Source organism: Dyadobacter sp. BHUBP1 (assembly GCF_050587785.1).
Taxonomy (GTDB): Bacteria; Bacteroidota; Bacteroidia; order Cytophagales; family Spirosomataceae; genus Dyadobacter.
The window spans coordinates 647,497-671,114 of the sequence record NZ_JBOBIH010000004.1 but is presented as its reverse complement, the minus strand read 5'-3'; the positions used below and the strand labels follow the sequence as shown (position 1 = coordinate 671,114).

Genomic DNA, 23,618 nt, shown 5'->3' with positions numbered 1-23,618 from the left:
GGGTAGCAAATTAAATTAAAAAGCATGTACAGGAAAAGAGGGCGCCCTGAAACAGGACACCCTCTCGCACGTCAGCCACTCTAAATAATGGCTGTTATGCCTGTTTTGCCAGCTGGATATTGGCCAGTATCTTGATATTCTCTCCCAATGCAAGGCCGCCGGTTTCGGTAAGCGAGTTGAATGTCACACCGAATTCCTTGCGGTCGATCGTGCCGCTTACTTCGAAGCCCACTTTGGTGTTTCCCCAAGGGTCGCGCTCGGTACCGCCGTATTCGGCTACGAGTTCCACTTCTTTGGTTACACCTTTGATCGTAAGGTCACCAACGAGTTTGTACAAATCGCCCTTATCTTTTTTAAGAGAGGTAGAAACAAAGCTGAACTCAGGGTATTTCTCCGCTTCGAAGAAGTCGGCGTTGCGCAGGTGCTCGTCACGGCCCGGTTGACCGGTGTCCACGCTATTTACGTCAATGGTAAAATTAACGTTGGCGTTTTCGAAACTGTCGCCGTCCGTCAATACCGACCCGCTGAAATTGCGGAAGAAACCGGTTACGGTCGAGATGACCAGGTGTTTCACTTTAAACTGAACTTCTGAATGCGCTACATCTACATTCCAGGTTGTCTTTGACATGATTTCATTGTGTTTGATGGTATGAATACTTCACACCTGGCCCTCACAGGAAGCCCTAATGATCGCCTGCCGTCAGGGCCGGGCGGCAATACAAAATTAGCCCTCAGGCGCACGCGAGATCGACCGCTTACCACAAGGTTACCACTATACTCTTATATAGCGATTGTCCCAAACGGTTCACCATAATGCCTGTTTCAAGAGTGCTCAAACACATCAAATGAGAGTATTCCATTCGTCGATTGCCTTTTCCACCAATTCCTTCTACACTTTCGGCGCATCTTCTTACTAAAAAGACTCCACAGAACAAACCCCTATTTGTAGAACCATCTCTACAAATTTAGGCGTATCTCATTAACATTTAATTCGATATTTGTCTGTGAGTTACATCCGGGCTCCATGTTTCCCTCTTCACCAAGCCAACACATTTTAACCCCGGGACATTTGCCGCCTCAGGCGAGGGCGGTCGGGCCTTGTCTGCAAAGCTCGACCTTCACAGCCCAATTTATGCAGCCTCGGTTGCGCGGTCCGACCCTGCGCAATCCGACCAGCGCGGCGACGATACGATGAATTTTCAATTCCTAATTTTTTCACCTAATCAAACGCTTTATGAACAAAAATCTATTGATCAGAGCACTTTTCCTGCTGATGGGGGTGCTATGCTATGGAGCGGCCATGGCGGTCAACATTACCGGGACCGTCTGGATCGATGCCGACAATGACGGCATCGTCGACGCCGGAGAAACCGGAACCGATTTTGGCGGTACGATGTACGTCAATGTGGTCAACAATACTACCGGTGCAATTATCGCCTCCACCCAGGTAGGCCCTGCAGGTGGTTATTCGTTTACCGGCCTGCCCAATAACCTCACTGGTCACAAGCTCGTACTCACCAACACAGCGACCAACATCAACGGTAACCGCATTCCCGGTACTTATTATGTAGCCGAAGATGTAGTAGGCCCGAGCAACACGGCCAACCAGGCCAATGCCCCGCTCTTGGGCGAAATCGCGCTTACCAACCAGGCTACCAACATGGCAAACCAGAATTTCAGAATGGGACAGCAGGGCCAGTTCGGCTGTCTTGATGGTATTGCCTATCAGGTTGCGGTGCCCGCCGGGCAAACAGTTTCGTCACTGTACAGCTACAATGTCAGCTCGGGCGTACGCACCCAGATCGGCGCGGCCACCGCTTACAGTATCAACTCATTGATATACAGCACCGCCGCTAACAATATGCTGTGGGGTACTGTTAATAACTCCGACATTGTCCGCATTGGTCCGGGAGCGGGAACGGTGGTATTCAACATCGCGAACCTGCCGGCATCCGCTTTCAATGTGGGTGTGGAGCTTCCGAATGCGTATATGCTTGTTTACAGCACTAACGCCACGCAATATTATGTGATCGACGTCGATCCTTCCCGCGCGACTTACCTGGAATTGGTCGATCCGACCAATGGGTACGCATTGAAAACAGGCCCTAACTACGGCACAACCGTCAGCGCACCTTTAAATATCTCCGACATTGCCTATCTGGCTTCGACAGGCCTGGCCTACGGCATCACGCCAGACGGTGTTATCCAGACGCTCAACCCCGCAACCGGCGCCGTAACGACGAACCCAGCGGCCGTTACAGGATTGCCCGCGGCTCCATACGGCGGGATGTTCAGCGACATAACCGGCAAATTATATGCATTCAATAACACTACGGGCGGGTTTTACCGGATCGACCCTGCTGCCAACACGGCGTCCTTCATTTCCGGCAGCACCCCTTCGGGCGGTAACGATGCAGCGAGCTGTCCTAATGCATTCGTGGAGTGTGACAACAATGTCCAGACCGCCGCTCAGGACACGACCATTTGCGCAGGAACCACAACCTCGTTTTCAGTAGCCCCAACAGGTAACGGCCCTTTCACCTACCAATGGCAACTTAGCACCGACGGTGGCAACAGTTGGTCGAATATGCAAACCACTCCGTTCACCGGGGCCAATGGCAGCTATTCCGGCGGCGGCAACGACACCCTGACCGTCACACCCTCTACCACCGGCTGGAACAACTACCGGTTCCGTTGCCAAATCACGGGTAACCTTTGTACCGCACCTTCTTCTGCTGTAAGATTGCAGATCTACGCGGTACCCGGCGCTCCTATCCTTCGTGCCGGTACCGAAGCACCGATTTGCCCGGCAACCACCTATGACCTGAACCGTTTGGTACTGGACACCCCGCCGGCAGGCAGTACTCTGCGTTTCTACGCTTCCAATACCCCTTCGCCAGCCACATTGGTCGCCGATCCTACGCAGGCGCCCGCAGGCACCTATTATGCCCGCTTTGAAAACGACGGCTGTACAGGACCTGTAAGCCAGCCCATTACGATTACGGGTTGTATTCCTCCATTTACCTGTGAAGACGGCGTCGCCTATCAGGTCTCTGCTGCTGCGGGTGAACCGGTCTCGACACTATATGCCTACAACGTGATCAGCGGCACCAGGACACAGATCGCACCACTTTCAAGCACAGTCAATTCATTGATTTACAGCGAAGTAGACAACACACTCTGGGCTACCAAAAACGGCACCAACTCAATCGTCCGCATTGGAGCCGATGGTACATTGCTGGAATATCCGATCGCCAACCTCCCCAGCAGCTTCAATGTGGGCACCGGACTTCCGGGAGGCTATATGCTCGTATACAGCAGCAACCAGCCGCGCTATTATGTGATCGATATCAACCCGGCGCGCTCCACCTACCTGCGCCTGGTAGATCCAGCCAACAGCTACGCGCTACAAACCGGTCCTACGTACGGTAAGGCGTTGAGCGCAGCCATCAACGTGGCCGACCTTGTGTATGAACCTGTAACGGGGCTGGTTTATGGTGTGGAAACAACCAGTGCGCGACTCGTGACGCTCAACCACGTGACCGGCGCGACGACCGTCGGCTCGGTAGTAGCCGGCCTGCCTACAAACACCACTTTCGGGGCCGTATTTGCCGATCCCAGCGGAAAACTGTATGCGTTCGCGAACGATCCCGGCACATTCCACCGTATTAACCCTACCGCGGCCACTTCGACGCTCCTTTCGACCAGCATTACTTCCAATAGCAACGACGGAGCCAGTTGCCCGAATTCAATTCTGGAAAACCTGCCTTTCGATTGCGCAGATGGTATCACCTATCAGGTGGCGGCCGCTGCTGGTGAACCTGTTTCTACACTCTACGCATACAATGTGAATACCGGTGCGCGCAATGAAATCTCGCCGCTGCCTATGACCGTCAACTCGTTGATTTACAACTCAGCCGACAATATGCTATGGGCAACCAAAAACGGTACGAACAGCATTGTGCAGATCGATCGCGAAGGTGGTACTGTGGAATATCCGATCGCAAATCTGCCGGCATCCGGGGGTTTCAATGTCGGCGTGGAGTTGCCTAACGGCTACATGATGATCTACCAGACCAGCACACCGAGCTTCTATGTGATCGATGTCGATCCGAACCGCCCTTCGACCTACTTGAAACTGGTTGATCCGACCAACGGTTTCGCGCTTCAAACCGGGCCAACCTACGGGGTAGCATTAAGCGCACCGTTCGGCGGGGCCGATTTTGCCTACCTGCCTTCGACGCAATTGATCTACGGATTCACTACCGACGCCCGCATTTCTACCATTAACCCGCTTACCGGCGCGGTTACCGTTGGCGCTGCACCTGTATCGGGCCTTCCCGGCAATAGCAGCTTCGGAGCTGTTTTCGCGGATGCAACAGGCAAACTGTATGCGTTCCATAACGAATCCGGCCGTTTTTATAAAATAGACCCGGTTGCCAATTCCGCCAGCTATATGTCAACTTCTATCCCGTCCAACAGCAACGACGGCGCGAACTGTGTGACGGCAACGCTTTGCGATATCGAGCTTACCAAGCCAAATCCGGAAACCCAGATTGTGTGCGAGGGCACTACTGCTACCTTCGCGGTAAAAGCCACCGGCACCGGTACACTCACCTACCAATGGCAGGTAAGCACCGATGGCGGCAACACCTGGACAAACCTGGCCCCTGGTGGTGCAACCGACGCGAACGGAACCTATTCGGGTGCCAATTCGGATACATTGCGGCTTTCGCCGGCCAACACCGTATGGAGCGGCAACCGCTACCGTGTGATTGTGGATAGCGATAGTGATTTGTGTACGCTCACATCCGGCTCGGCTTTACTGACAGTCCGGACAGAACAAGAGTGCGGATTACCGGTAAAACTGGTTTCCTTCTCGGTTTCCAAAGAAGCCGGCAACACGGCGCTCCTCAACTGGAACACCACCGAAGAAGTCAACAGCGACCGTTTCGAAATCGAACGCAGCTCCGATTCGAAAACCTGGACTACTATTGGTACCAAAGCCTCGCACGGCGAAAGCAGCGTATTGCGTAAATACGATTTCGTAGATCAGGCACCGGCGGCAGGGCTGAACTACTATCGCCTCAAAATGGTCGACCGCGCCGCGGACGGTCAGGATGCCCCATTTGCATACAGCCGCATTCTGAGTGTGGAATTTGACGGTAATGCGATGCTTGCCGCCTATCCTAACCCAGCCAGCGACCGATTGAAATTCAAGGATTTTGCAAAAGTGAAATCAGTTGTCCTGCACAATGCAGCAGGCATAAAAGTAATCGACCGCAAGGCCGTCACGCCGGAAGGACTCGACGTAAGCAAATTGGCTCCGGGCATTTACACCGTGAAGCTCACTTTGGCCGACGGGAGCCAACGGGTGCAGAAGGTAATCATAGTTAGATAAATAGTACTTGGTAAGAGAAAAGCACAGGCCGGTTGGTCTGTGCTTTTTTGTGTTCAACGCCTTGCTCCGGGCGTAATGTCGTTTTGCAACACTATAAATGGTAAATAGACATTCCAGTCCGCCTTCACCTCGTCCTGGTTCAGGAACCCTCGCGAGTAGTTGCCCAGCACAACGTCCGGATCACCGTCTCCATCCCAATCTTTTACATCCATACAAATCCAGCGGCCATATTGAGCAATGGGAGGCGAAAATGGCTGGAATTGCAAAGCTGATTTCACGGACCCATTTTGGAAATACAGGAATTTCTCTCCCGGGTTATGAATGAGATCGGCGAAAAACGCGATGGAAGCAATATCTAGGTCGCCGTCGCCATCGAAATCTGCAGCCATTGCCTTCGTAGCGCCATTAGCAGGGTAAAACCATTTTTGCTTAAACTTAAAATCTCCCTTATTCAGGAAAATATAAATGCCATGGTAAGGTTTCAGGATGCGGGAATAATCGCTGTTGTCACCCGATGTGTAGAGAATATCGGGCAGGCCATCAGCGTTAAAATCGGCGAGCTGGAAGCTGGATGAACCATAGACCGGCGGGAAACGCAGCAGTTCCTTTTCGGTAAATCCGCCTTTTTGATCATTCGTAAAAAGCCAGATGCCCTCCTGTGCGTGCGCGAACAAGGCAATGATATCCGGCCAGCCATCGGCATTGAAATCGCCGGAGACCGACTGCGTTGCACCCGCCACTTCCCGAACGGCTGCTTTTTCAAACTTTCCGCCCTGCATTTGCCGGAACACATATAGCCCGCCCTGGTTATGCCCGAATGCGGACACCACGTAATCCGTTTTCCCATCCCGGTTGAAATCCGCCGCCGAGGTTTGCAGCGGCCTGCGCAAGCCGGTAATAAAAGGTACCGGCTCCAATCCGGACGTTTCAAACCGATAAAGCGCTCCACGGGTTACGTCGTAGGCACGCATTTCCCCCACTGCCGTCAATACCGGATGCCGTCCGCTGAACAGCATATGCATGGCGGGGGAAGTCAGGGGAGTTTTTATTTTTTCACTAAAATCATGATTCCAGTGCACCAGTGCAGGCATTTCGGAACTGCTCGTATAAATCGCCTGGCTAGCGCTGTCGATCGCAACCATCGTGGTAGTGGCGATGCGGGATGTGTCGTTGGCAGGCTTTTTAAGGGTGAAACCCGCCCATTCCGCGCGTACAGGTGAGGGCGTATACCCAGCCGGGTGCGGCCCAGCCGGGTGCGGCCCAGCCGGGTGCGGCCCAGCCGGGTGCGGCCCAGCCGGGTGCGGCCCAGCCAGATGCGTAGGTGCGAGGGAATCGTAGTAGGCGACGATCTTCATCCAGTCCGTAATGGGCATGGCTGAATTTTCAGTGGCAAAATACTGGTTCCGCTGCCACACCTCGATCCCGAAGTACTGCGCCATCACCGGCAACACCCGGTTCTTCCAGGTATCCTTATCGAGCAATGCGGGATCGACCGGCAAATGGCAGGTACTGCAATGCTTTTGGGCCGCATCCCGCCCCTCAGCCATTTCACCCGTCAGCCCGGCATCGCCCAACCCGCCGGATGTGCCGCAGGCTTGTATGCACACTGCCGCAATAAAAACTCCGGCCGGTAATGCCGGAAGCCACTTAGATAATTTCATAAGTCCGATCAATAATCCTCCTATTATAAACAAAAAGGGGCAGTTCAGAACTGCCCCTCTGGCGAAGATCGCCGCGTCTGGTATTAGCTTGTTATTGATAACCGGGATTCTGCTTCAGTGACGATACCCCATTTTTTGTACTCAGGTCGATCTGACGCTGCGGGATCGGGAAGTACTCGTTCACGTTTTTCAGGAACTTGCCCCCTCTCACGTCAGGCGTAACCTTGCCTTCAAATGCGATATAGGCGTTCAAAGTCTGCTCGGCAATGCCCCAGCGCGAAAGGTCGAAGAAGCGGTGGCCTTCCATCGCCAGTTCCAGCTTGCGCTCGAAATAGATGGCGGCCAATGCACCGTCTTTCCCTTTTGCGGCAAAAGCGCCGGCAGGGTATTGTGCAATTTTGTAGTTCGCAGCGGGTGTCTTGGTGAATCCGCCCATTGGCTTCGCCGGATCGGCGTAGGTATACACCCAGCTCTCTGGCTTCGCTGCACGTGCACGCACGCGGTTTACATACTCCTGTGCCTTCGCGAGGTTATTCAGCTGCGCTTCCGCCTCCGCAGCCATTAGCAATACGTCGGCAAAACGGATTACTTGGATGTTGATCGCTGTACCCGGCGCCCATGAATGCTGATCCGAATATTTGTCCTGCGTAGCCTGCCAGTAAATATTCTTTTTAGGCGAATAAGGGCCTGCATAGCTCTGGTCGCGGATCCACGACTGCCCAGGGTGGTTCCCCCAGTCGAGAAAAGGAATACCGCGGCGACCTACTGTCCAGTCTATGCGCGGGTCGAGTGCCGTAGTACCATCCGGTGTGAATGCCGCGTCGGATTTGATGCCCATATCGTTTTTCAACGTAGTCGCATTATAGTTGTCCACTTTGGGCAAACCATTGGCGTCGGTCTGGAATGAGTTCGCAAGATCAAGGCTCGGCTGGTAGAAACCGCAGCAACGGAACGGCGAGTTGTACGGGAAATTCAGCATCCCGCCCGTGTTGGCATTGTCGATGGTGTTGGTACCGTCGTTGGCTGCCATCTGAATCGCAAAAACCGACTCGGCGAGGTTCTTTTGCGCCGCGTCGAAATTGTCCTGGTATTTAGGCAACAGGTCGTATTTCAAACCATTGCTGGTACCCCCCTGCGCTATTACTTGATCGAAAATCGTCTTCGCTTCGGTAAATTTTTTCTCGTACAGAAAAGTCTTTGCCAGGTAAGCGGCAGCCGCCCATTTGTTCGCACGGCCCACCTCTGCCTGCGTGGCAGGAAGGTTGTCCATTGCAAATTTGAAATCATCTTCGATGTTCGGCCAAATGTCTATATCATTCTTTACCGCTGCCGGGTCCGGCGTCTTTTCGTCAACCCAGGGCACCATATTGAACATTTTCTTCAGTTCCGAATAGTAATGTCCGCGCAGGAAGCGGGCCTGTGCCGTGTAGTCCATTTTCTCCGCATCGGTAATACCCGATGTTACCAGCGGGATGAATTTCAGCACGGTATTAGCGCGGTTGATCCCCTCATAGGCAGCCCGCCACTTGCTATTGAAGAACCCGTTGCTGGGCCCGGCGCTGTAAATCATAATGGAGTTGATACCTGGCTGGTCGGCACCGTCACTTCCCTTTTTGGCGTCTCCGCCGGCGATACTGCCGTAAATCCAGTTGTCGGCGGCGGCGTCCCATGCGCTGGCAGCCCCTACCCCGTTACCATCCAATGCGGCATAAGCACCTATTAGCAAGCTTTGCACACCCGCTTTGGTACTCAGCTGAGCATCGCTTAAGGAGCCCAACGCAGGTTTGTCGAGAAAACTCTCTTTGCAGGAATACGAAATCAGACCGAAAATCGCGACCAGTGCTATTTTTGAAAATCTAAATGTCTTCATCTCTTTCTGTTTTTATATACAGTGAATTAGAATGTCAGGTTTAAACCAACCAGGAACTGACGCGTGTTCGGGTAAACGCCCTCATCCAAACCAAATGCCGTGGAACCAGACACCTGGCTTTGTCCAACTTCCGGATCCGGACCTGAATATTTGGTGATTGTGAACAGGTTGGCAGTTTGCACATACACACGCAGGCGATCGATTTTCAAGGCCTGGGTCAGGTGTTTCGGCAAGGTGTAGCCAATCTGAGCGTTTTTCGCGCGCAGGTAAGAACCATTCTCCACATAGTAAGAGTTAGGCACGTTGGTGGTACTGAATGACCCTGTATTCTCCTGGATTGGCGCAGTAGCGTTCATATGGTCTGGTCTCCATGAATCGTACAACGCCGTGTTGCTTTTCGCCCCCTGGAAGTTGGTGTAGAAGTCGTGCCACCATTTCAGGTTGTTCCAGATCTGGTTGCCTTGCACGCCGTAAAGGAAGATACCAAAATCGAAATTTTTGTAGGTAGCACCGATATTCAAACCATAGCTGAATTTAGGGCTTGGATTACCAAGGAAAGTACGGTCATCGGCTGTAATAATGCCGTCGCCATTTACATCCTGGTAGCGGAAACGTCCGACTTTCACCTCGTTCTGATAAACCGCCGCCGGGTTACCGCTCTTTTCAGCCGCCTGCGCATTTGCTGCGTCGATTTCCGCCTGGCTGTTCCAGAAACCAACGATGTTGTAGCCAAAGAACTGGCCGATCGAATGGTTTACGGCATTGCGGACGATAGTGCTACCGTTGAAACGGCGACCTTCCTGGTCGAAATAAGTCACGCCGTCAGTGATTTTCACGATCTTGTTATTATAAGTCGTGAGTGTAACGGTCGCATTCAGTTTCAGGTCCTTAGCAACGGTTTTTTCGCCATAGATCGACAGATCGATACCCTTGTTCTTCATCTTACCAATGTTCACAGCAGGTGCAGTACCTTGCCCCACGGTACCCGCAAGCTCAGGTGAGAACAAAAGGTCGTCGATATTTTTCTGATAGTAGTCGATCGTGAAATCGATCGCTCCGTTGAACAACGACGCATCGATACCGATGTTGGAGTTGATGTTACCCTCCCATTTCGCGTTCGGGTTACCTACGCGGGTACGCTGGAAACCAAGTACCGTGCTGTTGCCCGTTCCTTTAATATCGTAGAATGCAAAGCTTCTGTTCTGTCCGTAAGTAGTAAATGCATTGGCAGGGTCCACATTGAACTGGTTACCCATGATCCCCCATCCACCGCGGATTTTGAGGTCGGTAAGCCAGGTAGCGCTTCTCATGAATGCTTCCTCTTTCAATCGCCACCCCGCACTCACAGCCGGGAACCAGCCATATTGCGATGTGAAACGCGATGAACCATCCCGGCGCAATGTACCGCTCAGGAGATATTTGTCTTTGAAATTATAGTCGATACGACCGATATAGGAGAACAGTGCATCCGAAGAGCGGTTCGAGAAGTTGGTAGGTGTTCCTGAACCGGTAGAAAGGCTGGTATAATTGGGGTCAAAAGAGAAATAGCTCTGGGTTGAACCGCCCACTTCGCGGTAGGTGCTGTTATAAGCCTCCGTACCCAAAAGCACTTTCACATTGTGCTTGTTATTGAACGAATGCTCGTAAGTAACGGTATTGGTCCAGGTCCAGTTATAGCCGGAGTTCACGCGCTCCGAGTAGGAGTTGGTGGTTACGTTCTCGGAGTTCTCCCATTCAGGATAAGAAAATGTATTCTCTGCATAGGTAAACTGGCCTCCACCGAAGCTGGTACGGAAGTTGAAATCTTTGAGAAAATCTACTTCCGCGAACATGTTTCCGAACAAGTTATTGGTAATACCGCGGTTATTGCGTGCGCGGTCACGGATCGCGACCGGGTTTTTGGCGTTACCTAAACCGCTACCAAATGAACCGGCATAGTTACCCTGAATATCGTACACCGGAATGATCGGCTGCATACGATAAGCCATACCAATACCGCCGCCTTCTTCGAGGATACCCGTACGCGGGTTGTTCACAAGCGTGAGCGCGATGTTCTCACCTACCCGGATATGCTTCGTTACATTATACTGGCTGTTGGCGCGGATCGTATAGCGTTTCAGATAGGTGTTCATCAGGTTACCCTGCTGGTTGAAGTGATTAAAGGAGAACAGGTAGTTACCCTGCTCGCCGCCACCGCTCACCGAAAGGTTGTGGCTCTGGATTGGTGCATTCTTGAACACTTCGTGGAACCAGTCGGTACCTGCCTTGTTGGCCTTCACAATCCGGTAGAACGAGTCCATATCCGCTTTATCGGTGTAATTGGGATTCACATAGTACTTCGAAAGATCTACACTGCCTTCTTTGGCACCGGTTGGCACGATGTAGTCGGGCAGAACGGGCGTTTCGCCGCTGCCGTACTGCGGATCGTTGATCGCCGCGCCCGAGTTTTTGAGTGCAAGGAATTTCAGATCGGCCATGCCCTGAGGCGAAAGGATGTCATATACATTGCCTTTCGGAACGGTTTGTGTTCCATAGAACATGTCATAGCTCACTTTCACTTTGCCCTGCCCCCGTTTGGTGGTGATAATCACGACACCGTTAGACGCCCGTGAACCATAAATGGAAGCAGAACCGGCGTCTTTCAATACCTGCATCGAGGCGACGTCGTTCGGGTTGAGGTTATTGATGTCCTGCGTAGGCACACCGTCCACCACAAACAACGGCGTGTTGTTTCCGAATGAGTTGATACCACGGATACGGATCTGAGGCGCCTGGCCCGGCTGTCCAGAAGTAAGGACGGTCACACCCGAGGCACGTCCCTGGAGCTGGTTGCTGAGGTTGGAGTTGGGCTGTTCGGTCAATTCCGCCACTTTCACGATCGAAACGGCACCTGTCAGGTCCTTGCGGCTCGCAGTTCCATAACCTACCACCACCACTTCGTTCAACAATTTTTCGTCCTGGGTCAGCGTCACGTCGACCGTGCTCTGGCCAGCGGCCACATCCACATCTTTCGAAGCAAACCCTACGAAGCTGAATGTGAGCGTCACGTTGCCATCCGGCGCATCAATTTTAAATACCCCCTGTGCATCCGTGCCGGTACCGCGGGCGGTACCTTTCACGACCACGGAAACACCCGGCAGGAATGCACCATCTTTATCGGTAACAGTACCAGAAATAGTCCTGTCCACGGTTTCTGATTTGTAGCTTTGCGGGTTGAGTCGCTCGATCGGCAGTTTCACTCTTTTCAGGATGATTTGCTTGCCTGAAACCTCAAAATCAATGTCAAGCGGCGCCAGGATGGTTTTCAATGCCGTGCCGAGCTGCTCCTGCTTCACATTCACGCTTACCTTGCGCTCCGCTTTGATCAGATTGGAACTGTAAAGAAATTTTATTTTAACCTGGTCTTCAATTGCTGACAACACTTTACGGACGTCCTGATTCTGCATCTGGATCGTAACGCGGTTATTCAGAACCTCCTGCGCTTCGGTAACACCTGCCACGGCCACGGTCGTCAGGAGTGCAGCAATGATGAGTTGCATACAACTGAATCTCATAAGGATCTGCCAATAAGCATAGTTAGGATACAATTTTTTCATAACTTTACTAAGTTTTGTAACATGGAAAAATGGGCAAAACGAGTCCTCCATCCGCTGGTAACGGATGTAATCGAATTGGGGATGAACTCAGGTTGGTGATGGTGCAACATCATCAACCTTTCTTTTTGGGAAGTTTGGTTAAATCATAGAAGCAGTCTGGGTTTAGGGTGGTTAGTTAGATTTGTAAGCATTTTGTAATCCTTTTGAATATCAGTTACATCCTCTGCCTGTGACGATCATCTTCCCGTCTATCACTTCGAAACTCGCCTCGATGCCTTTGCAAATCAAGTCCATCTTTTCATACAGGCTTTCGGTCGTGAACGAGGCCGTCAGCAGGCATTCCCCGAACAAACGGTGGTCATATACGATATCGATCCCGTAGGTTTCTTCGATATTGTTCAGCAGCTCCGAAACCGGCATGTCCTGGAATTTCAGCAACGGCGCTGGTAACACCGCCGACACCAGTATCTCCGGTTCATCGACCAATCCTTTGTGGATCTGGGTTTGCTCGCGTGAAAAAAGTACTTTCTGGTTCGGCGTAATGATCGTCCCCGCAAGCTCGGGACTGGTGATCCCTTCACATACCTCCGTATCGGTGCGCGGAAAAACAGAAACTTTACCGGTTTTCACACACACTTCCACTTGCTTCGCATCCTCGAATGCCTTTACCGTAAAACTGGTACCCAAAACTTTGGTAACCAGCTCATTCGAATACACCACAAACGGGCGGTGGCGGTTTTTGGTCACCGTAAAGAATGCTTGCCCTGACAGGTACACTTCCCGCAATGCGATCTGGGTAAAGTCCTTATGATAACTTACACTGCTTTTCGGCTGCAAAAGGATCGTACTGCTGTCCGGCAATGTGAGCAGGATCGGCGAGGTGGTTGTGTTGGTCTGCTCCACCAGCGGCGCCTCCACGGCCGATACCAATTCTTCATAGCTCACATGGCTATCGTGGCGGTTGGGCTGCCTCGCCCAGCCAATTACGAGCAACACTACCGCAGCGGCCGAAAGCGACGCACCCAAACGGAGCCATAGCCCGCGCATGGGCCGGCGGCTTGCCGAATCTTTCCGGTTATGGATTTCATCGAGCATAGCGGCAACCTGTCCGTCGGTCGGGAAATCCGCTTCCATTTCCGAGCGAATGCCCAGTAATACCGACCTGGCACTGGCAATGGCCTCGGCTTTTTCAGGGTGTGTGAGTAAAAAGTTATTCCAAAAATCACAGGTCTCCTGAGACGGGGCCAGTACCCAGGATTTGAAATATTGATCTTCCAGAAAATCAGTTACTTCGTAATGATAGTAACCCATCAGTATGATTATTTGATGAAAAATTTGACATGGTGCTCATTCGTAAAGAGCAACCGGAACGGCGGTTTAACTCACTTTTCGTGAATTATTTTAGAAAAAACAGAAATAATCCCGAGGTAAGGATCGAAATAGTAAGCTGACGAAGCTTGGAAACAGCACGTTGGACGAGGTTTCTCACCGATTGCTCGTTGATGGTAAGTATCTGGGAAATTTGGGAATAGCTGAAATCCTGGTAGAAGCGCAGCATCATGACTTCATACTGCCGCCCGGGAAGACTTTTCAGCCACGTGTCGAGTTCGTCCTTTTGTTTCTGGGTCTGCTCCGATTCGATGATTTCACTTTCTTTCGGAAGGGAAACCGGGTGAAATTCTTCGTCGATCAGGTCCCACGGCTCATTAAAACGCCCGTTGCAGTTCCGGTGAATACGACGTCTGAGTGAACGGAAAAGATAAAAACGGGGAGATTCGGCGTCGGCCAGGCGGGAGCGGCTTTGCCAGAGGTCGATAAACAGATCCTGGACCAGGTCTTCTACGACGGCTTCGTCCGTGATTAGTTTCTTCCCGTAACTATAAAGTACCCTCACATACCGTTGATACAACAAAGTGAATGCCTCCTCGTCTCCCTGCCGGAAGCGTTGCCAGAGCATTCTATCATCAGTATCGGTAAAGGGGGAAGCCAAATAGTCCGGTTTTTTGCTTTTATCAAAAATACTAAAAAATGTTCAAATAGAACAATTTCACCAAACATTCCCTTCGAATATTCGCATTTTCATGTCCTATATTGATCTATTTGCAGCAATGTAAATTGTTGGCTACATAGCAATTAGGCCGATTTCCGACCGCGAATTCCGCCTTGCATTATCGGAGGATCAGGAAGCTATACGGCTGTCGATCAATTGAGAGAAGTCTCGCCGCATCTCCTCGATATCCGGACTTTTCTTCATAAAACCGGAGGCCCCCAGTTCCATGCATTTCGTCACGATTTCCTTTTGGTCGGAGGTCGAATACATATATATCGGAATCTTTACCAGCCTGGGGTTCCGCTTTAACTCTACGAGCAATTCCATCCCGTTCATCTTGGGCATATTGATATCAATAAAGATCAGATGGGGCTGATAGCTTTCCCCGCCAAGTTTTTCCAGCGCCTGGATGCCGTCGCATGCAAATTCGCATTCAACGTCCGCGCCTGTATCCTGCATGGTCAGTAGGAAGATCTCCTGATCGTCGACATCGTCGTCCACCAGTAGAATCGAAATGTTTTCGGGTATCATCAGTTTACAGATAAATGCTAATGGCTGGCCAAACCAAGTAAAACGGTGCATTGGCTAAGCTTCCGGTTACGTGTAAGCTGCAAAATTCATTCCACGACTGTCGCACCGCAAGCAGACCCCTGATTGAGATAAAATAGAGAAAAGTGTGTTCCGTCTTGCCTGGGAATTGTCGTGATAGGGAAAATTTTGGACGGTCTCTTATCGCCAAGTGCAGCATAATTCAATTAATTTGTAGAATTTCTTCAAAATAGCCAATCCAAAAAGTAGAAGTAATTAAGTTTTCAGTATACTTGCGGCTACAACATTTTAGCCAACACTATTTCAATGAAGAAAAATCTCCTCCATTTGTGGCTGTTCATGCTCATGGCAGCCGTGTCCTTCTCGTGTAGCGACGACGATGACAAAGCCCCTGAGACCATTAAATTAGAAGACTCCTGGAAAGAAGGATGGTCTTCCCAAAAAGTACTCGACATCGCCAAAGGCCAGCGGCCCGATCCGTCGGTTTACCTCGACCAGAAATACATCGATTTCCATCTGGCGCAATTCACCAATGGAGCCACCTACCTGGTCACCAAATCATCATTGGATAAATACGGTCGCGACACCCTTGGCTACCCCGACAATACGCAGTTTGTGATGACAAGAGCCGAAATGGACGCCATGCTCACCAAAACCGGCAAGGATATCAGCAAGATCGAAACAGAACTCGGTATACCGGCCGGCAGCTGGAAAGGTCAGGAAATGGTGCGAATATCGATCCCCGACCCGAAGGCATTGAACGTACGCGTTCCATCGGGCAACGAAATGGGCGCCAACAGCTTGTGGCTACCGGGCGGACACCTGCCAACGGGATATTCCGAAGCGGTTATCAACAAGATCCCGAAAGGAAAATACACTGAAACACCACTATAATAACACCACTATAACCATGAAAACAAGGCAGCACGTTGGGCGACGTGCTGTCCTTTCTTTAACGTATATTTGGCCCCGCATAACGCTTTTTTTACATGAAAGAATTAGCCAAGGAAGCCTGGAATTACACTTTTTCCGAACAACATCCAGGAGATTACATCCTCTCCGTAGTGTGCGGAGGGGCTGGTTTGTACGACTTTGTCATTCGCCTGAACACCGCGCAGATCGCTGCCTACGAACGCGAAGGCATTCCTTACATTTCCAGACTGGCAGAAGAGGTACGATACGACCAAACGCCATTCAATGCCCAAAAGCTCTGATCGCAAAACACCTTTTTTACAACTGATTAACAGACTCTTAAAGGCCCATCCGGGCCTTTTTATTTTTCCTGTGCAACGTTTAGGAAACTCGGTCGTCATTGCATTGCATTCGCCCCGGCAGTTGTAGGTCCGGCAACGCAGATCGAACAGTCGTTAATTAGCCATGTATGAAAACACCCCTACTCACCCTGGCCATTCTGGCCCTCACCCTGAATTTCGTTTCCGCGCAGCATGTGCGTATTTCGGGCCTCCTGATGGATTCCACGGCTAGTAAACCGGTAGAGTTTGCCACGGTAGCATTGCTGAAAGACGGCAAGATCACCGAAGGCGTCACGGCTGATGCCAAAGGCCGGTTTACATTCGCCAAAGTAACGCCGGGCGTCTACATCGTGCAGGCTTCACTGCTTGGCTATACGACCAAAACTCTCGGTCCGGTACACGCCGACAAGGAGGATGTCGAGCTGGGCATTATCAAACTGGCCTCCGCGGCACAAAACCTGAAAGAAGTAACGGTCAGTGAGCAGAAGGCTCTGTTCGAAGAGCGATCCGACAGGATGGTCTACAATGCCGAAAAGGACATTAGCATTAAAGGCGGCGATGCCACCGATGTTTTGAAGAAAATCCCGTCCATTGCGGTGGACATTGAAGGCAATGTACAGCTGCGCGGCAGCGGCAATATCAAGGTACTGATCAACAACAAGCCTTCCAATGTAGTTGCACGCAGTGTTTCCGAGGCATTGAAGCAAATCCCGGCCGATATTATCAAGCAGGTGGAGGTAATCACCTCGCCCTCTGCCAAATACGACGCAGAAGGGACCGCGGGCATTATCAATATTATCACCAAAAAGAATACACTCAAAGGCACCAACGGCTCCATCAGCCCTAATTTCGGCCAATGGAACAACTGGCCTAATGCAAGCATCAGTCACCGGAACAAAGGCCTGACGCTCTCTGCGAACGGCGGTTTCAGTAACTGGAAAAACAAGCGGTACATGCAGCAGCTGCGCACTTTTAACAATGCCGATACCATTACCAACCAGGACCAGCTGCAATGGATCCGTGGCCGCGGCAAGAACTTTTACGGATCCTTCAATGCCGACTGGGACATCGACTCGCTCAATCGTGTCGGCACCGGTATCAACTATTATAATGGTATCAACACCAATTATTTCGATATCACTTTCGACGAGACCAGCCTGGGCGTTTCCCGACAGTATTTTCAGCGCGATATGCGCCGGACCTACGACTGGCAGGGCGCCACAGTCAACTTCGACTATACCCGTTTGTTCAAAAAACCGAAAAAGGAACTCACCCTGCTGATGATGTATTCCTTCGAAGGCGAGGATAGCGACTACGACTCCGATCTCCGAAACCGCAGCAATGCCGTGTACTACCGCGAAAAGAGCTATAACATCAGTAATAACAAGGAAGGGACGATCCAGCTGGATTTAACCAATCCGCTCGACAGCGTCAGCACCCTGGAAACGGGCACCAAAACGATTTTTCGCAAAATACTGAGTGATTATCGCATATCCAGCGCCATCGACGGCTCCAAGGATTTCCACGACATGCCGGAACAGGCTAATGTGTTCGACTATGGCCAGCAGGTCACCTCCGCCTATCTGGTTTACAACCGCACGCCCAGGAACAAATGGGGCATTAACCTCGGTGCGCGTTACGAGCACACATTCATCCAAGCCAATTTCCTGAACGGCACGGCTTCTTTTTCCAACAATTACGGCAACCTCATCCCGAGCGTGAGCCTGTCACGGAGCCTCAAAAAGAACCAGCAGGTGCGTGTGAGCTACACCCAGCGCATTCAGCGTCCGCAATTTTTTTACCTCAATCCCTATGTGAACCAGGCCGATTCTAAAAACCAGTACGGGGGTAACCCGTATCTGAAACCCGAGCTGACGCACTCGGTGGAAGCGAATTACAGCGTATCGATCAAGCAGACGAGCATTAATGCGTCATTTTTCCTGCGTCAGACCAATAATGCGATCGAGAGTATTAGTACCGTCGACAGTTCGGGCGTTCTGAAACAGATTTTCCAGAATGTCGCTCAGAATTCCGCTTATGGCCTCAACCTGAGCGCCAATACTAAAATCATGAAGCAATGGTCGGTCAACGGCTCGCTCAACCTCTTCTATAATGTACTGGAAAGCGCCGAGCTAAAAACCAGGAACGCCGACTGGATGTACCGCATCAATCTGAACTCGACCATTGATTTCGGCAAAGGCATTAAAGCGCAGCTTTTCGGGTTTTACAATTCACCGCGCGTGAACCTTCAGGGCAGCTACGGCGGCTTCGGCTTCTATAATATTGTATTACAAAAAGAAGTGCTGAAAAAGAAAGGGACGATCGGGTTTGGCTATGACAATCCGTTCAATCAGAGAATACGTTGGAAAAACGACTTCGTCGGCCCAAATTTCGTGCAAACGCAGGACGTAGCGATGTACCGTCGCGGCTGGCGCCTCAACCTCAAATATGAATTCGGACAGATTTCAGGCAATCAACGTCAGAAAAAACGGATCAGCAATGATGATAAGAAAGCTGGCGAGGGGAATAATTAAGGTTCAGCAGCATTACTAAATCGGACGGAATGGGGTGAAGCCCGGGTTTTGTAAAAAAATCCGGGTATTTTTTTGGAAACCGTACGGTTTCATTTATATTTGGAAACCATACGGTTTCCATTTTTATTTTTTACTTAATACCTATTATGAACCAGACGCGGCGCGATGTTTTTCAGGCTATTTCAGACCCCACCCGCCGGGAGATCATCGGTTTGCTGGCCCGGCGGTCGCTCAATCTGAACAAAGTCGCCGACCATTTTACCATGAGCAGGCCGGCTGTCGCGAAGCATATCCGCATCCTGACCGAATGCGGACTCGTGGTGGTGCAAACCCGCGGCCGCGAAACCTTCTGCCAAGCCGACCTGAAAGGTCTCAAACAGGTTTCTGAGTGGGCCAATACCTATCAGGAGTTCTGGAACGACAAGCTGGACGCGCTCGAACGCTTCCTGGATGAGAACCCTTCCGATGAAAATCTCTAAACTTTAACCTCATAACAACGATGGCTTTTGAACCTTTTGTTTTAGAAAGAGTCCTGAATGCCCCGCCTGCGCGCGTGTGGCGAGCCCTGACCGATGCAGGCCAGATGAAAAAGTGGTATTTCGATATTCCGGATTTCAAGGCGGAGCCCGGTTTCGAGTTTGAGTTCACTGCCGGGAGCGAGGAGAGGCAATACCGCCATCTCTGCAAGGTCACGGAGGCGGATCCCCAGCGGAAACTCGCCTATTCATGGCGCTACGCCGACTACCCCGGCGATTCCGAGGTGAGCTTCGAGCTCATTCCCGAAGGCGATAAGACCCGCCTGCGCCTTACACATAAGGGCTTACACACCTTCCCGAAAGACCACGCCGATTTCGGATTGCAGAGCTTTTCTGCCGGCTGGACGCACATTATCGGTAAAAGCCTGGCCGAATTTGTGGAGCAGGAAGGTTAAGGAATCACTTTTTCCTCGCGCAATTGATCGAATATGCGGTAGAACATCTGTTCGGTATCCGCATATTCGTGAAAACCGAGCCGCCTGGCCTTCGACCCGTCTGCGAGAAAATCGTAGTCCCAGGAGAATACAAAATCCCCGAATGGCCAGGCGGACAATGCTTCATATCCGAACTGCAATCCGTGTCGCTCGCGGAGCGCTTCCCACACGGGCGCCTTGTCGCGCATAACCTCCGCGAGCGGGAGTTGTACGGGCGGGGCGGTTTCGAGTCCGAAGTACCGGCCGATCTTCGGCCACATTTCCTCCCAGCGAAACAAATCTCCGTTATTAATGTTAAATGCCTGATTGGCTGCGGCCGGCGTAGTCGCAGCCCACACGGTGGCTTTGGCAAGCAAGTCCGCGTCGGTCAGTTCGATAAGCGGATGATAGGCGCCGGGTTTGCCCGGAAACCGGAACGGAACATTCAACTCCTTAGAAATCGACGCGTAAACCGCGATCAGTGACACCAGATTGAGCGGGTTACCTGGGGCAAAGCCGCCCACCACCGACGGCCGGATCGCCGACCAGCTCCATGCCTTCCCTTGCTGCACGGCGCTTATGTACCGCTGCTGCTCAGTCATGAACTCGGGAAGCATTATCGGCGGGTCATCTTCCCGTGCGGGCGTCCTGAACGGGCCCAGGTGCGCACCGTACACTTTATAACCTTGCATAAAACTGATATGTTCGAGTTTAGGAGATACCCTTTCGATGGTTTCCACGACATTCCGGAACATGGACATATTAGGCGGTACCAATTCGGCCCAGGTAGGTTTGTCCTGGTAGGCCGTGTAAAAAACGTGCGTCACATGATCCAGCGTCGCGAACTGGATGGCTACATCCGCTTCGTCGAGCAAATCGACCGCGATGGTCTCGACATTGCCCGGCAGCGGCTTTCTCGACGTGCCGATCACCTTCCAGCCGGACAGCGATTGCAAGTAGGCCGTCAGGTTCTTTCCGATAACACCGCTCGCCCCGACTACCAATGCAGTTTTCAGATTTTCCATGGGATCAGGCGCGGTCAAGGGGTTGTGTCAGATAGATTTGCGGATTCGTTTCCAGCTTTTCCAGCAATGCCCCAAATGCCTGGATGTAAGGCTGCGCATTATGGGCATCCAATCCTTCACGACTTTCCCATATTTCCTGGAATACAAATACATTCGGATTGTTTTCGTCCTGATACAGATCGTATTGCAGACAAGCCGGTTCCTTCCGGGATTCGGTTACCATGTTCAGGAGCGCTGCGCGGACCTCGTCGCGGTGCGCTGTTTGGCTTTCAATGACGGCGGTAAGATAGATTGCCATGGGTTAAGCTGCGGTTTCGATTTCCAGATTGCTGAACACACCGGCCAAATGCGCCAGGTATTGATTTTTGTAATCCTCGATGCGCTCCGGTGTTGCATTCTTTTCGAGGTCGTGGAAATGCATGCTCCGCAGCGGCTCCATCCCTGTAAATGCATTCATGCGGTGGAAACCGAACATCACCCCCTGGTCTACCGAATGCTCACGGAAGAACTCGCCGGGTAGTGTAAATGCGGTTTCGGGTGCATTCCAGGTAGTGGTAAGCATGTATTTCCGGCCGTGCAGCATGCCGCCTGTGCCATAATTGATATCCGGATTCTCGTTTTTGCGGCCATCGCTGCGGTAAATGCCCTTGCGATGCCCGGCTGTGAACACGGTGTCGATGTATTCTTTCAATTTATAAGGCATCGAAAACCACCATACCGGCGTGTGGTACACGACCACATCCGCCCATACGAATTTCTTCACTTCTTCGTCCGGATCGTAGGGCTGGTTAATGTCCGTTACTTGTAGCTCAAAGCCGTTTTCTGGTGTAAAATAGGACTGGTCCAACCCTGTCAGCGTGTGGTTGAACTTCCCTCCCGAATGCGCGAAATGCTGGCCGCCGTTAATGACAAATATCTTTTTCATTGCGTTGTTTTGATTTTGATGTTACAAATTTCCGGCAGCCAAATGCATTATCAAAATAACTTAAATTGTATATTTGTATTATAAAAATTATAGATAGATTATGGTACTCAATCTGGAATGGCTCCGTACTTTCAAAGCGATCTATGAGACGGGGACGCTCTCGGCAGCGGCCCAGGAGCTTTTTATATCACAACCGGGCGTAAGTCTGCATTTAAACTCCCTGGAAGCCTACACGGGGCACAAACTTTTCGACCGGTCGCCGCGCAAAATGGTGCCTACCGAAAAGGGGAAGGTGTTGTATAACTTCGTACTAGACCCGCTCCGGAAGTTGGAAGCCGTGGAGCAGCATTTTCACAAAAGCTCCAAATCCGAGCGGCCGACGATCAGCGTCGGGATGTGCTTCGAAACCTTCCAGTACACGCTGGAAGAGCATATTGCCTCACTGCCGTTCAACCTCATTATCAAATTCGGGGAATATCCTCAAATGCAGCAGGACCTCGACAATGGTCTGCTCGACCTGATCGTAACGCCGCAGCAGGGCCAGCAGCAGAATTTGCAATACAAACCATTTTCAAAAGAAAGGATCGTGCTCATAGCTGGCGGCCAGACAGACATCGACCCACTGATCGATTTGTTCGCGCAGCCCAATAAATCGGAAGCCGCCAACTGGCTCAAACAGCAGATCTGGTACAGCACCGCGGCCGATATGGAGCATTTGAAGAATTTCTGGCTCAAAAACTTCGACCAGCACCCGGATTTCCGCCCCAATTACATCGTACCTAACATTTGCTCCATCATCCGCTGCCTCAGCGACGGCGAAGGCTTCTCGATCGTCCCGCATTTCCTGTGTGTGGAAGCCATCGAAGCCGGGCAGATCCAGCTCGTATGGGAAGGCCATACGCCCCTGGAAAACACATTGTATTTTGGTACAAGGAAAAAGACCATTTATCAGAAGGAAATCGAGCAATTGCAGGACTTGTTTGTAAGTAAATGGAAAGCCCCGGAAGCAGTGGGCACGCCGGCTTAGGCTCGACGAAACCAAAAATCCCCGCCGGACTTGTCCGACGGGGAGCTGATGAAGTGCTGCACTAACCTTTAAATAAGCGCATTAATGGTAACGTTGATATTCCCCCGCGTTGCTTTAGAGTAAGGACAAGTCTGGTGCGCCGATTCAATCAAAGTGCGGGCGGTTTCCTCGTCGAGGCCCGGCAGGCTCACATTCAAGCGTGCTTGGAGGAAATACTCGGTTTTGGCAAGGCCCAGATCTACCTCGGCATCTACCGCCGTTCCTTCCGGCAATGTGATCTTTTTCTTCGCGGCGGCGATTCCCATCGCCCCGATAAAACATGCCGACCAACCGGCTGCAAAAAGTTGTTCCGGGTTGGTACCGGCCCCGTGAGAGCCTGGCGACGACAACTGAATGTCAAGATTCCCATCCGAACTGCGGGAAGCGCCGTCCCGGCCGCCCGAGGTGTGGGTTTTGCCTGTATAAAGTACTTTATCAATGATGGTAGTACCTGCTGCCTGGGTGATTTCTATTGTTTCCATGATTTTTGACCGGATCGCCGGTGCGGTTGTTTCTAAATTGATTTTGTAGTCTGATAATAGTTGGTAACTCAACTCGAAAACGCCATTTCAGCTGCGATTTCTGATACAAATAGACTACAACCCCTTCGCAACGGACAGTGCAAAACACCCCAACCGGGCGCATTGATGGCCGAAGTGGACATTCCGCGGCGTCATCTCGCCAACGCCCTCCTCTTTTTTGTCAGGTATGGTCAAGGGGAGTCAAGTATTGTCAAGAG

18 protein-coding genes are annotated in these 23,618 nt (G+C 51.5%); 7 read left to right on the top strand and 11 right to left on the bottom strand.

Going from position 1 to position 23,618, the window contains the following annotated elements; all coding sequences use genetic code 11:
* Positions 1-94 precede the first annotated feature (94 nt).
* Positions 95-628, bottom strand: a complete 534-nt coding sequence (locus ACQ4MZ_RS19240; protein ID WP_430847446.1) for a YceI family protein — start codon at positions 626-628, stop codon at positions 95-97.
* Between the two features lie 606 nt (positions 629-1,234).
* Here ACQ4MZ_RS19240 and ACQ4MZ_RS19235 point away from each other — a divergent pair.
* A complete protein-coding gene (locus tag ACQ4MZ_RS19235; RefSeq protein ID WP_430847444.1) occupies positions 1,235-5,401 on the top strand; it encodes a DUF6923 family protein in 4,167 nt (1,388 codons plus the stop codon).
* A 53-nt stretch (positions 5,402-5,454) separates the two neighbouring features.
* Here ACQ4MZ_RS19235 and ACQ4MZ_RS19230 read toward each other — a convergent pair whose 3' ends face one another.
* The 6 genes from ACQ4MZ_RS19230 to ACQ4MZ_RS19205 all read right to left on the bottom strand — a co-directional run bounded on the left by ACQ4MZ_RS19230 (position 5,455) and on the right by ACQ4MZ_RS19205 (position 15,160).
* Positions 5,455-7,062: an FG-GAP repeat domain-containing protein gene (locus tag ACQ4MZ_RS19230; RefSeq protein ID WP_430847442.1), complete on the bottom strand. Its 1,608-nt coding sequence runs from the start codon at positions 7,060-7,062 to the stop codon at positions 5,455-5,457.
* 91 nt (positions 7,063-7,153) lie between these two features.
* Complete coding sequence (locus ACQ4MZ_RS19225) at positions 7,154-8,932, bottom strand: RagB/SusD family nutrient uptake outer membrane protein (RefSeq protein ID WP_430847440.1); 1,779 nt, start codon at positions 8,930-8,932, stop codon at positions 7,154-7,156.
* A 26-nt stretch (positions 8,933-8,958) separates the two neighbouring features.
* On the bottom strand, positions 8,959-12,528 hold the full coding sequence (locus ACQ4MZ_RS19220) for a TonB-dependent receptor (protein WP_430847438.1): 3,570 nt from the start codon (positions 12,526-12,528) through the stop codon (positions 8,959-8,961).
* A gap of 210 nt (positions 12,529-12,738) precedes the next feature.
* Positions 12,739-13,839 (bottom strand): FecR family protein, encoded by a 1,101-nt coding sequence (locus ACQ4MZ_RS19215; RefSeq protein ID WP_430847436.1) that lies wholly within the window; start codon positions 13,837-13,839, stop codon positions 12,739-12,741.
* Between the two features lie 85 nt (positions 13,840-13,924).
* Entirely contained in the window at positions 13,925-14,518 is a 594-nt protein-coding gene (locus tag ACQ4MZ_RS19210; protein ID WP_430847434.1) for an RNA polymerase sigma factor, read from the bottom strand.
* Between the two features lie 189 nt (positions 14,519-14,707).
* Positions 14,708-15,160 carry a response regulator gene (locus ACQ4MZ_RS19205; RefSeq protein ID WP_430847432.1) on the bottom strand — a complete coding sequence of 151 codons (453 nt, stop codon included), beginning with the start codon at positions 15,158-15,160 and terminating at the stop codon, positions 14,708-14,710.
* Between the two features lie 273 nt (positions 15,161-15,433).
* Here ACQ4MZ_RS19205 and ACQ4MZ_RS19200 point away from each other — a divergent pair, with 273 nt between their 5' ends.
* The 5 genes from ACQ4MZ_RS19200 (at position 15,434) to ACQ4MZ_RS19180 (ending at position 19,845) form a co-directional block, all read left to right on the top strand.
* The gene (locus tag ACQ4MZ_RS19200) at positions 15,434-16,021 is read left to right on the top strand and encodes a hypothetical protein (protein WP_430847430.1); all 588 of its coding nucleotides are present in this window, start codon (positions 15,434-15,436) and stop codon (positions 16,019-16,021) included.
* A 95-nt stretch (positions 16,022-16,116) separates the two neighbouring features.
* The gene (locus ACQ4MZ_RS19195; protein ID WP_430847428.1) at positions 16,117-16,341 is read left to right on the top strand and encodes a hypothetical protein; all 225 of its coding nucleotides are present in this window, start codon (positions 16,117-16,119) and stop codon (positions 16,339-16,341) included.
* Positions 16,342-16,508: 167 nt separating this feature from the next.
* The gene (locus ACQ4MZ_RS19190) at positions 16,509-18,914 is read left to right on the top strand and encodes a TonB-dependent receptor domain-containing protein (RefSeq protein WP_430847426.1); all 2,406 of its coding nucleotides are present in this window, start codon (positions 16,509-16,511) and stop codon (positions 18,912-18,914) included.
* Between the two features lie 146 nt (positions 18,915-19,060).
* Positions 19,061-19,393, top strand: a complete 333-nt coding sequence (locus ACQ4MZ_RS19185; RefSeq protein ID WP_430847424.1) for an ArsR/SmtB family transcription factor — start codon at positions 19,061-19,063, stop codon at positions 19,391-19,393.
* A 20-nt stretch (positions 19,394-19,413) separates the two neighbouring features.
* Entirely contained in the window at positions 19,414-19,845 is a 432-nt protein-coding gene (locus tag ACQ4MZ_RS19180; protein WP_430847422.1) for an SRPBCC family protein, read from the top strand.
* On the opposite strand, the gene ACQ4MZ_RS19175 is transcribed toward ACQ4MZ_RS19180, so the two are convergent.
* From ACQ4MZ_RS19175 to ACQ4MZ_RS19165, 3 genes are read right to left on the bottom strand one after another with little or no spacing between them, the layout of a single operon-like run.
* Complete coding sequence (locus ACQ4MZ_RS19175) at positions 19,842-20,888, bottom strand: SDR family oxidoreductase (protein WP_430847420.1); 1,047 nt, start codon at positions 20,886-20,888, stop codon at positions 19,842-19,844. The two genes, ACQ4MZ_RS19180 and ACQ4MZ_RS19175, sit on opposite strands and share 4 nt — an antisense overlap.
* 4 nt (positions 20,889-20,892) lie before the next feature.
* On the bottom strand, positions 20,893-21,186 hold the full coding sequence (locus tag ACQ4MZ_RS19170) for a putative quinol monooxygenase (RefSeq protein ID WP_430847418.1): 294 nt from the start codon (positions 21,184-21,186) through the stop codon (positions 20,893-20,895).
* Between the two features lie 3 nt (positions 21,187-21,189).
* The gene (locus ACQ4MZ_RS19165) at positions 21,190-21,813 is read right to left on the bottom strand and encodes an NAD(P)H-dependent oxidoreductase (RefSeq protein WP_430847415.1); all 624 of its coding nucleotides are present in this window, start codon (positions 21,811-21,813) and stop codon (positions 21,190-21,192) included.
* Between the two features lie 100 nt (positions 21,814-21,913).
* On the opposite strand from ACQ4MZ_RS19165, the gene ACQ4MZ_RS19160 reads away from it, so the two are divergent.
* Positions 21,914-22,840 carry a LysR family transcriptional regulator gene (locus tag ACQ4MZ_RS19160; protein WP_430847413.1) on the top strand — a complete coding sequence of 309 codons (927 nt, stop codon included), beginning with the start codon at positions 21,914-21,916 and terminating at the stop codon, positions 22,838-22,840.
* Positions 22,841-22,908: 68 nt separating this feature from the next.
* Here ACQ4MZ_RS19160 and ACQ4MZ_RS19155 read toward each other — a convergent pair whose 3' ends face one another.
* Positions 22,909-23,361 (bottom strand): organic hydroperoxide resistance protein, encoded by a 453-nt coding sequence (locus ACQ4MZ_RS19155; RefSeq protein ID WP_430847411.1) that lies wholly within the window; start codon positions 23,359-23,361, stop codon positions 22,909-22,911.
* Between the last annotated feature and the right edge of the window lie 257 nt (positions 23,362-23,618).